8 protein-coding genes are annotated in these 12,165 nt (G+C 72.0%); 4 read left to right on the top strand and 4 right to left on the bottom strand.

Going from position 1 to position 12,165, the window contains the following annotated elements; genetic code table 11:
- Window positions 1-20 precede the first annotated feature (20 nt).
- Window positions 21-722, top strand: a complete 702-nt coding sequence (locus PV364_RS19505; protein ID WP_319661364.1) for an HAD family hydrolase — start codon at window positions 21-23, stop codon at window positions 720-722.
- A 24-nt stretch (window positions 723-746) separates the two neighbouring features.
- Here the strand turns inward: PV364_RS19505 and PV364_RS19510 are convergent, their stop codons facing one another.
- Window positions 747-1,388 (bottom strand): DsbA family protein, encoded by a 642-nt coding sequence (locus tag PV364_RS19510; RefSeq protein WP_319661365.1) that lies wholly within the window; start codon window positions 1,386-1,388, stop codon window positions 747-749.
- A gap of 160 nt (window positions 1,389-1,548) precedes the next feature.
- On the opposite strand from PV364_RS19510, the gene pepN reads away from it, so the two are divergent.
- Together pepN and PV364_RS19520 are read left to right on the top strand one after the other, a co-directional pair.
- Window positions 1,549-4,131: an aminopeptidase N gene (gene pepN / locus PV364_RS19515; RefSeq protein WP_319661366.1), complete on the top strand. Its 2,583-nt coding sequence runs from the start codon at window positions 1,549-1,551 to the stop codon at window positions 4,129-4,131.
- A gap of 307 nt (window positions 4,132-4,438) precedes the next feature.
- The gene (locus PV364_RS19520; RefSeq protein ID WP_319661367.1) at window positions 4,439-5,413 is read left to right on the top strand and encodes a hypothetical protein; all 975 of its coding nucleotides are present in this window, start codon (window positions 4,439-4,441) and stop codon (window positions 5,411-5,413) included.
- Window positions 5,414-5,434: 21 nt separating this feature from the next.
- Here the strand turns inward: PV364_RS19520 and PV364_RS19525 are convergent, their stop codons facing one another.
- Entirely contained in the window at window positions 5,435-7,171 is a 1,737-nt protein-coding gene (locus PV364_RS19525) for a TIGR03767 family metallophosphoesterase (RefSeq protein ID WP_319661368.1), read from the bottom strand.
- A gap of 398 nt (window positions 7,172-7,569) precedes the next feature.
- On the opposite strand from PV364_RS19525, the gene PV364_RS19530 reads away from it, so the two are divergent.
- Window positions 7,570-10,869 (top strand): S8 family serine peptidase, encoded by a 3,300-nt coding sequence (locus tag PV364_RS19530; RefSeq protein ID WP_319661369.1) that lies wholly within the window; start codon window positions 7,570-7,572, stop codon window positions 10,867-10,869.
- Between the two features lie 81 nt (window positions 10,870-10,950).
- Here PV364_RS19530 and PV364_RS19535 read toward each other — a convergent pair whose 3' ends face one another.
- Complete coding sequence (locus PV364_RS19535) at window positions 10,951-11,619, bottom strand: hypothetical protein (protein WP_319661370.1); 669 nt, start codon at window positions 11,617-11,619, stop codon at window positions 10,951-10,953.
- On the bottom strand, window positions 11,616-12,143 hold the full coding sequence (locus PV364_RS19540) for a sigma-70 family RNA polymerase sigma factor (RefSeq protein ID WP_319661371.1): 528 nt from the start codon (window positions 12,141-12,143) through the stop codon (window positions 11,616-11,618). The genes PV364_RS19535 and PV364_RS19540 overlap by 4 nt, the downstream gene beginning before the upstream one ends.
- Window positions 12,144-12,165: the final 22 nt, after the last annotated feature.

The raw sequence follows: 12,165 nt of genomic DNA on the forward strand, positions 1-12,165 counted from the left end.
GCGCTGGTTAGGCTCCCGCCATGGGTGACGCGAGGCTGACCGGACAGGTGCTGATCTTCGACGCGGACGACACGCTCTGGGAGAACAACGTCGTCTTCGAACGGGTGATAGAGGACTTCCTCGACTGGGTCGACCACCCGGTGCTGGACCGGGACCGGATCAGGGAGCTGCTGAACGAGATCGAGGCGGCGAACGCGGTCGTCCACGGATACGGCAGCAAGGTGTTCCTGCGCAGCCTCGGCGAGTGCCTGGAGCGGCTGCGGGAGCGGCCGGCGACGCCGGAGGAGGCCCGGCGCATCGACGAGCTGGCGCTGGCCTTCACCGAGCACCGCGTGGAACTGATGCCGGGGGTCGCGCGGACCCTGGACGAGCTCGGCGCCCGCCACCAACTGCTGCTGCTCACCAAGGGCGACACCGAGGAGCAGTCCCGCAAGGTCGAGGCCTCTGGGCTGGCCCCCCGGTTCCGCGGCGTGCACATCGTCCCGGAGAAGGACGTGGACACCTACCGGGAGCTGCTCGCGCGGTACGGCTTCGCGCCGGAGGCGGCGTGGATGATCGGCAACTCCCCCAAGTCCGACATCATCCCCGCCCGGGAGGCGGGGATGAGCGCCGTCTTCATCCCCAACGACAACACCTGGGTGCTGGAGCAGTCCGAGATCGACCCGGCCGACGAGCGCGTGCTGCGGCTGGCGGCCTTTCCCGAACTGCTCCGGCACTTCTAGGTGCCCCCGAACGTGTGAGGGCGATCAGTCGAAGATCGGGCCCTGGTCGCGGGTGCGCTTGATCTCGTAGAAGCCGGGGGTCGACGCGACCAGCAGCGTGCCGTCCCAGAGGCGGGCCGCGGCCTCGCCCTTGGGGGCGGGGGTGACGACCGGGCCGAAGAAGGCGATCTGCTCGCCGTCGGCGCCGGGGACCGCGATGACCGGGGTGCCGACGTCCTGGCCGACCTTGGAAATGCCCTCCTGGTGGGAGGCGCGCAGCTCCGTGTCGTAGGCGTCGCTGTCGGCGAAGTCGGCGAGGTCCGTGGGAAGACCGACCTCCTCCAGGGCCGCGACGATGACCTCGCGGTCCGCGTGGCCCAGGCCCTGGTTGTGGATGCGGGTGCCCAGGGCGGTGTAGAGGGCGCCGAGCACCTTGCTGCCGTGCTTCTGCTCGGCGGCGATGCAGACGCGGACCGGGCCCCAGGCCGTGGTCAGGAACTCGCGGTACTGCTCGGGGAGCTCGTCACGGCCGTCGTTGAGCACCGCCAGGCTCATCACGTGCCACCGCACCTCGACGGGGCGCACCTTCTCCACCTCGAGCATCCAGCGGGAGGTCATCCACGCCCAGGGGCAGGCGGGGTCGAACCAGAAGTCCACCGGGGTGGGCGCGGTTGTGGTCTCGGTCACGTTTGTCTCCTCGGGGCATGACACACCGACACGGGGTCCTGAGCAGGGAACGCCGCCGGTCCCATGGCCATTCCCCATCGCTGCCGTCCGGCACGACGTGCGAAGATGCGTGGCGTCCGCACGACGGACACCACGATGACGTGCGAAGGATGGAGACCCCGTGCCCGGTGAGAACCTCACGCGTGACGAGGCCCGCGAGCGGGCCCGGCTGCTCGCCGTGGACGGCTACGAGGTCGCGCTCGACCTCCGGTCGGCGGTCCGGGCGGAGGAGCCGACCTACCGTTCGGTGACCACGATCCGCTTCCGCTGCGCCGAGCCGGGCACGGCGAGCTTCGCCGACCTGGTGGCGCCCTCGGTCACGTCGGTGGTCCTCAACGGCCGGGAGCTGGACCCCGCGGAGGTCTTCGACGGGGCGCGGATCGCGCTCCCGGAGCTGGCCGCCGACAATGTGCTGGTGGTGGACGCGCAGTGCGCGTACAGCCGCACCGGCGAGGGTCTGCACCGCTTCTTCGACCCCGAGGACGGCGAGGTCTACCTCTACACGCAGTACGAGCCGGCCGACGCCCGCCGCGTCTTCGCGAACTTCGAGCAGCCCGACCTGAAGGCGCCCTTCACCTTCTCCGTGACCGCCCCGGAGTCGTGGGAGGTGCTGGGCAACGAACGGGTCACCGGCACCTCGGACGGCGGGCAGACCCGGCACTTCGCGGCCACCCGGCCGATCTCGACGTACATCACGGCGGTCGTCGCCGGGCCGTACCACATGGTGCACGACACCTACCGGCGCACCCTGGCGGACGGCACGGAGCTGGAGATCCCGCTGGGCGCGCTGTGCCGCAAGGGCCTGGCCCGGCACTTCGAGGCCGACGAGATCTTCACCGTCACCCGGCAGGGCCTGGACTTCTTCCACGACCACTTCGACTACCCGTACCCCTTCGGGAAGTACGACCAGGCCTTCGTGCCCGAGTACAACATCGGCGCCATGGAGAACCCGGGCCTGGTCACCTTCCGCGAGGAGTACGTCTTCCGCGGCAAGGTCACCCGGGCGTCCTACGAGGGGCGGGCCAACGTCATCCTGCACGAGATGGCGCACATGTGGTTCGGCGACCTGGTCACCATGAAGTGGTGGGACGACCTGTGGCTCAAGGAGTCGTTCGCCGACTTCATGGGCGCGTTCTCGCTCGTGGAGGCGACCCGCTACAAGGACGGCTGGATCACCTTCGCCAACCGGCGCAAGGCGTGGGCCTACCGCGCCGACCAGCTGCCGTCCACGCATCCGGTCACGGCCGACATCCGCGACCTGGAGGACGCCAAGCTCAACTTCGACGGGATCACCTACGCCAAGGGCGCCTCGGTGCTCAAGCAGCTGGTCGCCTACGTGGGCCGGGACGCCTTCCTGGAGGGCGCCCGGCGCTACTTCAAGCGCCACGCGTACGGCAACACCGAACTCGGCGACCTGCTGTCGGTGCTGGCGGAGACCTCCGGGCGCGACATGGCCGAGTGGTCCCGGGCCTGGCTGCAGACCGCGGGCGTCAACGCGCTGACGCCGCAGGTGGCCTACGACGGCGACGGGCGCGTCGCGGAGCTCGCGGTGGTGCAGGAGGCGGCGGCCTCGCACCCGCAGCTGCGGCCGCACCGCGTCGCGGTCGGGCTCTACCGCCGCACGCCCGCCGGCACCCTGGAGCGGTACGCGCGCGCCGAGGCCGACGTCGCCGGACCGCGCAGCGTCGTGGCCGAGCTGGCCGGGGCCGAGCGCCCCGACCTCGTCCTGGTCAACGACGAGGACCTGACGTACTGCAAGATCCGCTTCGACGAGGACTCGCTGGCCACCGTCCGTGAGCACCTGGGCGAGCTCGCCGACCCCATGGCGCGGGCGCTGGCCTGGTCCGCGGTGTGGAACATGACGCGCGACGGGCTCATGCCCGCCCGTGACTACCTCGGCCTGGTCCTGCGCTTCGCGGGCGCCGAGACCGACATCGGCGTCCTGCAGGGTCTGCACCTGCAGGCCCGTACCGCCCTGAACGACTACGCGGCGCCGCAGTGGCGCGAGGAGGGGCTGCGCGCCCTGGAGCAGGGCGCCCTGCGCGAGCTGCGCGCGGCCGAGCCCGGCAGCGGGCACCAGCTCGCCTGGGCCCGCTTCCACGCCTCGGTCGCCTCGGGCGAGGCGGGGACGGCGTTCCTGCGCGCGCTCCTGGACGGCGCGGAGAAGGTCGACGGGCTGGAGGTGGACCAGGAACTGCGCTGGACGTTCCTGGAGTCGCTGGCCGCCGGCGGCGCCGCCGACGAGGCCGCCATCGCCGCGGAGCTCTCCCGCGACGACACCGCCTCCGGCAAGCGGCACCAGGTGCGGTGCCTGGCGGCACGCCCGTCGGCGGCGGTCAAGGCGCAGGCCTGGGCGGCGGTCGTGGAGTCCGACGCGCTGTCCAACGCCCTGGTGGAGGCGACCATCGCGGGCTTCGGGCAGGCGGGGCAGCGCGAGCTGCTGGCGCCGTACGCCGACAGGTACTTCGCCGTCATCGAGCGGATCTGGGCCGAGCGGTCGATCGAGATCGCCATGGCCGTGGTCCGGGGCCTCTTCCCGCATCTGCAGGACCGGGCGGAGACCGCCGACGCCGCCGCCGCCTGGCTGGACGCGCACACCGACGCCGCTCCGGCCCTGCGACGGCTGGTCGCCGAGTGCCGGGACGACCTCGTGCGGGCGCTGCGCGCCCAGCAACGCGACGCGGCGGCCGGCGCGGACGCCTGATCCCGGCGCGTGCGGGGGTGCGCCGCCGGCGGGCGGCGCACCCCCGCACGCGTACCCGTACACGCCCGCGCCCCCGCGAACACACGTCCGGTCACCCCAACGGCGTACCGTCCACGGTCCGGGCACCCCCCGGCGCCCCGGGTACCGAGGTGACGAATGCGCAGGCCGCCCGGGGCGGTGCACCCGGATAGGTGAAATCCGCCCTTCGGCAACCGAACGTCTGAACTTTAGTGCGGGGATGTCCGCATTTGTCGACGGAACGGTAACAGCGGTTAGCCCGCCCCCGGGGAGCGGGAATTGACCCGACATGAACCACAACACCCCCCTCAGCCCCCGCCCCCTCGACCACCCCTCCCGTAAGCGGCCCGCGGTACTGACCGCGCGCCAGCTGCGGGAGCACGGCGTCACCCCGGCCACGCTCTCGGAGCGCTGCGGCCCCAACGGCCCGTGGCAGGAGGTGCTGCCCAAGGTCTACGTGCTGCACCCCGGACCCCCCACCAGCGAGGAGCGGCTGTTCGCGGCGCTGCTCTATGCGGACGGCGAGGCCATGGTGACCGGCCTGGCCGCGCTCGCCCTGCACCGCTTCTCCTCCGTCCCCCCGCTGCTCGGGCTGGAGCGGATCGACCTGCTGGTGGCCCGGCAGCGCAAGGTGCGCGCCGCGGGGGACGTCGGCTTCGTACGGACCCAGACCCCGCCGCGCCCGCACCTGGTGGGCGGTATCCCCTGCGCGCCGGTGCAACGGGCGCTGGCCGACGCGGTGGCGGAGCTGGAGGACGCGGAGACGGTGCGCCTGGTGATGACCGAGGCCGTGCGCGGCGGACACTGCGAGGCCACGTCCATCGTCAGGGAACTGAGCCGCGCGCGGCTGCTGTCGCGGCCGCACGTCGTCGAGGCCGTGGACGCGCTGCTGGCCGAGGGCAGGGCGATCGCCGAGAGCCGGCTGTACGACATGGTGCGCTGCTTCGGCCTGCCGGACCCGGTGTGGAACGTGGACCTGCGCCTGCCGGGCGGCCCGCACTTGGGCGGCGTGGACGCGTACTGGCCCGAGCATGCCGTCGCCGTCGAGATCGACGCCCGCGCCCCGCGCCAGGACGAGGACGCCCTGTGGTCGGAGTACGCCCGCAAGCGCGAGCACCTGGAGCGGCTCGGCATCACGGTCGTGCACATCACGCCGAAGAAGCTGCGCGAGGCGCTGGAACAGCAGGCCGCAGTCGTCCGCACCGCGCTCATGGCCTCGGTGGACCGCAACCCGGCCTCGTACGTGGTGGTGCTCCCGCGCTGAGCCCGCCGGCCCCGGCCGGGCTCAGCGCTTCTTCAGCAGCAACTCCACGTTGCGGTCGCCGGCGGCCCCGGACAGATCGGAGCCGGAGCCGGGGGCGTTGAAGGACAACTCGCGGTAGAGCGCGGCCAGACCCGTCTGGGACAGGTCGGAGAAATCGGTGCGGTGGGGCGCGGCGGACTCCACCAGCGTGCAGTGCAGCGACAGCGTGCCGTCATGGTTGTCGGTGAGTTCGACGACCCGGGCGAGCTGCGGGTAGTCGACGTGGGAGGCGGTGGAGACCTCCCAGAAGGAGCCGTGGGGGACGATCTTGTTTTTGTGGCTGTGGCCGTTGATCCACGCCGCGACGTTGCGGTGCCGCCCCAGCAGCGCGAGGAGCTCCTCGCCTCCGTGTCGCTTCTCGGTGGGCCGGGCGGGGTCGCGGACCGTGTTCGTCATGGCCCAGCTGGGATGGTGGCTGAAGACCAGGACGGTCTCGCCGCTGTGGGCGGTGAGCGTCCGTTCCAGCCACTGCAGCTGCTCGGTGCCGAGCGAGCCGCGGTAGTCGCCGCCGGCGTCGGTGGTGTCCAGGCTGATGCCGAGCACGTCGTCGGAGACGCGGAAGGTGTAGTAGAGGCGGCGCGTCAACAGGTTGGCCTGCGTGTAGCCGTGGCCGACCGGGCCCGCGCCGGCGTACGCCGGGTCGAGGTGGGCGGCGATGTACTGGTGCCGGGTGAAGGGGGCGCGGCGCTCGTCGGGGGTGACGGTGCGGGCGGTCCTCTTGTGGTGCTCCCAGGCCTGGCGGAAGCGGGCGCCCTTGGGGTCGGATCCCGTGCGGATCGCCTTGTTGACGAGGGCCGCCTCGGAGGCGGGCAGGGAGAACAGCTTGCGCGAGCCGGTGGCCAGCTCGCGGAAGAACGGCGAGGACGCGAAAGTGCCGGCGAAGAGCTGGTCGTGGTTGCCGACGGTGGCGTACCACGGGACGTTCAGGCCCGGGCTGGTCACCTGGCGGACCGCGGCGTCGAGGTAGCCGTGCAGGCGGGGGAAGCCGAGTGCCTTGTCGGCGTCGCGCAGGTCCGCGTCGGGCTGCCAGTAGAGCTTCAGACCGGAGTCCTGGACGCCCTCGTAGCGGTGCGGATCACCGGAGTTGGGGGTGATGCGACCGCCGCTCATGGCGGTCAGGAACCACTCCAGCTCCAGCTGTGAGTTGTTGTCGGTGTTGTCGCCGGTGGTCATGACGAAGCCGATCGGCGTGCCGGTGGCGGGCCCGTTGCGCAGTGCGTTGACCCGCTCGACCAGAGAGACGACACCGGCGTTGGTCAGCGCCTCGTGCGGGCGCCAGCCGCCGGCGGAGTCCGCGCGCAGGAACTCGTAGCGCTGGGGGTTCTGGACGTCCGTCAGGTGCAGGTCGGTGAACTGGACGAAGCAGCTCAGCGTGGTCCGGCGGTCGGCGCGGCCGCTCTGCGCGGCGGCGAGCTCGGTGCGCGTCACACGTTTCCAGCCAGGGCCGTCGGCAAGCCGGCGATAGCCGCCGCTGCCGCGCGGTGCCGCCACCGTCTCCAGCGTCGTACCGGCCGCCGAGGGGGCGGCGGGCGGGACCGGGCCGGCGGGCGACACGGGAGCGGCCGCGCCGAGCGCCGCCTGCGCGGCGGGAGGGACGGCCTTGGCGTCGCCGGAGCCGGGGACCAGTGCGATACCGAGTCCCGCGCCGAGCGCGGTGGTCCCGGAGGCGATCAGGAAGGTGCGGCGGTTGAGGGCGGCAGCGGGCACGGGACCAGGCATGGCGGGTTCCCCCGGTGGGCGACGGCGACGGTAGGGGCGTCTACACCGGGATCGTTGGCAGTCGGAGTGTCCTGCGTTCCAACGCAAGCGGAACAGCCGGCACCGATCCCCGGACATCGATCAGCCGTATTCACGCTGGTCATCCGGGACGCGGCGGCCGGTGGCGAACCGCTCATCAGATGTTCACCAACCGCCGTGCATGACACGGGCGATCAGGATCCGGGCCGCCGGGGTACGGGCGGCGACATGGACCGGGTTGGGAAGGTCTGCGGCATTCGCGCCCGCCTGCAAGTTGACGCATTCGCGTCATGGCAGACCTGCGCCATCTCCGGCACTCCCCAACAACCCGGCACATGGACCACTGTGTCGGTCAACTGGCGCCCAAATCTTGAACAAGGATGCCCATGTCTCCTGAACACATACGCGGGAAGAGACGCGTCCGCATCGCGCTCGCTGCGGGACTCGTCGCCGCGCTGACCGCGACCGGAATATCCGCCTCCACCGCTTTCGCCGACCAAGGGGGCGACCCCGCCGACGCCGCGGTGAAGACCGCCGGCGACAAGCTCGGATCCGCCGACGCGGAACTCCTCGCCAAGGCCAAGGCCGCAGGCGACAAGAACGTCACGATGATGATCGCCACCAAGGCGGGTTCCACCGAACAGATCTCGGGTGAGATCGACGCCCTCAAGGGCGCCTCGGTGGACCGGACGTACGACAAGCTCGGGTACGTCCGCGCCACCGTCCCGACCGGCAAGGCCGACGCCGCCATCGCGGCGGCGCAGGAGCTCTCCTCCGTCCAGGCCGTCGACCTGAAGCAGGAGATCAAGCTCGACGACCCGACCCCGACGGGCGACAGCACCACGGGCGCCGCGAAGAAGTCCGCGGCCGCCGCTTACCCGGGTCCGGACGCCAACACCCCGGCGGTCAACCCGTACCAGCCCGCCTGGGAGACCGGCGCGGTCGACTTCGTCCGCAAGAACCCCGAGTCCGACGGCCGCGGCGTCACCATCGGCATCCTCGACTCGGGCGTCGACCTCGGTCACCCCGCGCTGCAGAAGACCACCACCGGCGAGCGCAAGATCGTCGACTGGGTCACGGCGACCGACCCGATCCTGGACAGCGACGCCACGTGGCGCCGGATGACCAACGGGCCGACCGTCACCGTGGGCGCCAGGACCTGGACCGCTCCCGACCCCTCCCAGCAGGTCACGGTGTTCCGCGAGTCGGCCACCGTCGGCGGCGACATGGCCGGCGACCTCAACCGGGACGGCGACACCACCGACCTGTGGGGCGTGCTCTACGACCCCGCGGCCGGCACCGTCCGGGTGGACCTCAACGACAACGGCAACTTCGGTGACGACACCCCGATGAAGCCGTACAAGGACGGCTTCCAGGTCGGGTACTTCGGCACCGACAACCCCGCCACGGCCATCTCCGAGCGGATCCCCTTCGTGGTGGAGATCCGCAAGGACGTCCCGACGGACCCGTACGGCGGCGACTGGATCGGCAAGAAGGCCGACTTCGTCAACATCGGCGTCATCCAGTCCGAGCACGGCACGCACGTCGCGGGCATCACCTCCGCCAACGGCCTGTTCGGCGGCAAGATGATCGGTGCCGCGCCGGGCGCGAAGATCGTCTCCTCGCGCGCCTGCACCTGGTCCGGCGGCTGCACCAACATCGCGCTGACCGAGGGCATGATCGACCTGGTGGTCAACCGCGGTGTGGACATCGTCAACATGTCCATCGGCGGCCTGCCCGCGCTGAACGACGGCAACAACGTCCGCGCCCAGATCTACACCCAGCTGATCGACGACTACGGCGTCCAGCTGGTGATCTCGGCCGGCAACAGCGGCCCCGGCCTCAACACCATCGGCGACCCCGGCCTGGCCGACAAGGTCGTCAGCGTCGGCGCGACGATCTCCAAGGAGACCTGGGCGGCCAACTACGGCTCGCAGGTCACCAAGGACTACGACATGATGCCGTTCTCCTCGCGCGGCCCGCGTGAGGACGGTGGCATCGCGCCGGTCATCTCGGCCCCGGGTGCCTCCATCAACACCATCCCGACCTGGGAGCCCGGCGCCCCCGTCGCCGAGGCCGGCTACAGCCTGCCGCCCGGCTACGGAATGCTCCAGGGCACCTCGATGGCCTCCCCGCAGGCCGCCGGCGCCTCCGCGCTGCTGCTGTCCGCCGCCAAGCACGCCCACATCGACCTGACTCCGGTGAAGCTGCGCACCGCGCTGATCAGCACCGCGAAGAAGATCAAGGACGTCCAGGCCTTCGCCCAGGGCGCCGGCCTGCTGGACGTGGACCGCGCCTGGCACCTGATCAAGACCGGCGCCGACGCCAACACCTACACCGTCAAGGCCCCGGTCTCCACCAGCCTGTCGCAGTTCCTGGCGACCCCCGGCTACGGCACCGGCGTCTACGACCGTGAGACCGGCCTGAAGGCGAACCAGAGCAAGACGTACGACGTCACGCTCACCCGCACCTCCGGCCCGGACCGCACGATCCGCCACGACCTGCACTGGCTGAACGACGACAGCACCTGGCGGTTCCCCGGTGACGACACCGTCGACCTGCCGCTGAACAAGCCGGTCACCGTGCAGATCACCGCCAAGCCGCACACCGCCGGCGCGCACAGCGCGATCCTCGAGGTCGACGACCCGTCGACGCGCGGTGTCGACCAGCAGATCCTCAACACGGTCGTGGTCGCCACACCGCAGGCCAAGCCGGGCTACGCGTTCACCGCGTCCGACACGGTCGAGCGCAACTCCACCACCTCGTACTTCGTGACCGTGCCCGAGGGCGCCAAGTCGCTCGAGGTCAAGATGAGCGGTCTCGCGGCGGGCAGCCAGACCCGCTTCATCGCCATCAACCCGTGGGGCGTCCCGGTGGACGACACCTCCACGCCGTCCTGCTACCCGAACTACAACAACCCCGCCAACACCTGCCGGCCGGACCTGCGTTCCTACGCGGAGCCGCTGCCGGGCGTGTGGGAGTTCGAGGTCGAGGCACGGCGCACCTCGCCGCTGCTGACCAACCCGTACACCCTCACCGCGACCGCGCTCGGCGTCTCCTTCGACCCCGAGGTGCAGACCGTCGCCGAGGCCACCGTCGGCACCCCCGCGCCGGTCTCCTGGAAGGTCACCAACGGCTTCGCCCCCGTCCAGGGCAAGCTGAAGGGCGGCGCGCTCGGCTCGGCCGAGGCGAACCGTCCGTCGATCAGCCAGGGTCAGATCACCACCACGGAGGTCGCCGTGCCCGCGGGCGCCACCCGTCTCGACGTGGCGATCGGCAGCACCGCGGACACCGGCGCCGACCTGGACCTGTACGTCTACCGCAACGGCGTCGAGGTCGGCCGTTCCGCGGACGGCGACTCCGAGGAGGCGGTCAGCATCGCCAACCCGGCGGCCGGCACCTACACCGTCCAGGTGGAGGGCTTCTCCGTCCCGTCCGGCAGCACCGCGTACGACTACCGTGACGTCTTCTACTCGGCGTCGCTCGGCTCGGTCGTCGTCGACGAGGCGGCGAACGTGCCGCTGGCCAACGGTGCCTCGGCGAACGTCACCGCGAACGTGCTGGTGGCCGCCCCCGCGCCCGAGGGACGCCAGTTCTTCGGCGAGGTCCAGCTGCTCAACGCCAACGGCACCACCGCGGGCACCGGCAGCGTCATCATCGGCAAGGTGAACGCGGGCTAGTCCGCGCGGCCTTGCGCACGATCGGGGGGCGGGTGCTGGAACGAGCACCCGCCCCCTTCGCTGTGCTCCGCCCGCCGCCGGTCAGCCGGTGCCGCTCCCGCACGGCAGGCCCCGGGCACCGGTCAGTGCCTTCTCCATCCACGACCGGGCGGGGGCGATGTCCTGGCCCTGGTACCAGTCCACCGGCTCGCCGGGCAGGGTGGAGAGCAGCACGAGCACGCGGGAGCCGGGCCCGGGAGGCGGGGCCACGTCGTCGTGGTCGTCGTCGACGTGGATCGTGAACGTCAGCCGGCGGTCGCCCCCGGCGGGCTTGAGGGAGCGGTCGACGTCGAGCACGACGCGCAGGTCCCCCGGGGCTCCGGTGGGCGTCACCTCCCGCACGGCGCCCTCGGCGATCACCCTCGCACAGGCCACGACGCCCTCCGGGCCGAGCTTCGCGTCGCTCGTGCCGCCCCCGCCGAGGGCGGCCTGCCGTGCGATGCCGAGGCCCGCGACGGCCAGCACGCCCACCGCGACGGCGGCAAGCCACAGCACGGCCGTCCTGCGCCTGCGGGGACGACGCACGGCGACCGTGGAAGGCGGTCGCGCCGCGACGGTGTCGCCGATCAACCGCAGCTGCGCCCGCAGCAGCGCGACGTCGGCGAGCGCGGCCGCGTACGCCTCGTCGTCCGGCGAGCCCTTGGGTGGCACGTCCATGAGTGCCGACCTCAGCGCCTCGTCGGCCCTTTCGCCGATCGGGTCCATCGTCACACCACCTCCTTGGTGTGCAGCCGGCCGCGCAGCGTGCGGACGGCGGTGTGCAGCCGGCTCTTGACCGTGCCTTCGGGGACGCCCAGAGCCCTGGCGATGTCGGCCACCGGCAGGTCGGCGTAGAAGCGCAGGGCCAGCACCTGCCGCTGCTGCGGCGGCAGTTCCTGCAACCCGTCGGCGATCGCGAGAGCCAGCACATGGGAGTCGCCCCCGCCGTGCTGTGCCCCGCCCGTGGGCGCCAGCGCCATGAGGCGCTCCCGCAGCCCCTCCTGCCTGCGCCGCGAACGATGCCAGTCCATGGCCACGTTGGAGGCCGCCACGGCGGCCCACGCGCCCGGGTCCCGCAGCGGTTCCCGCCCCGCGGTCCGGTGCTCCAGCAGTTTCAAGCGGACCTGCTGCACCCCGTCCTGCAGGTCCCCCGCCGGCACCCCGCCGAGCGCCAGGATCGCCCGGACCCGGTCGAGATGCGCCGGGGCCAGGGGGTCCTCGTCCCCGGTCCCGGTCCTCCGTTTCGGCAGCGCCACGCCCCTCCCCTTTCGCGACTGC

Source organism: Streptomyces sp. MI02-7b, from assembly GCF_033793585.1.
GTDB lineage: Bacteria > Actinomycetota > Actinomycetes > Streptomycetales > Streptomycetaceae > Actinacidiphila.

What these genes read in the sequence shown, in the direction of transcription:
- PV364_RS19505 (WP_319661364.1), top strand. Translation starts at nt 21, where the DNA reads ATGGGTGACGCGAGGCTGACCGGACAGGTGCTGATCTTCGACGCGGAC.
- PV364_RS19520 (WP_319661367.1), top strand. Translation starts at nt 4,439, where the DNA reads ATGAACCACAACACCCCCCTCAGCCCCCGCCCCCTCGACCACCCCTCC.
- PV364_RS19525 (WP_319661368.1), bottom strand. Translation starts at nt 7,171, where the DNA reads ATGCCTGGTCCCGTGCCCGCTGCCGCCCTCAACCGCCGCACCTTCCTG.
- PV364_RS19530 (WP_319661369.1), top strand. Translation starts at nt 7,570, where the DNA reads ATGCCCATGTCTCCTGAACACATACGCGGGAAGAGACGCGTCCGCATC.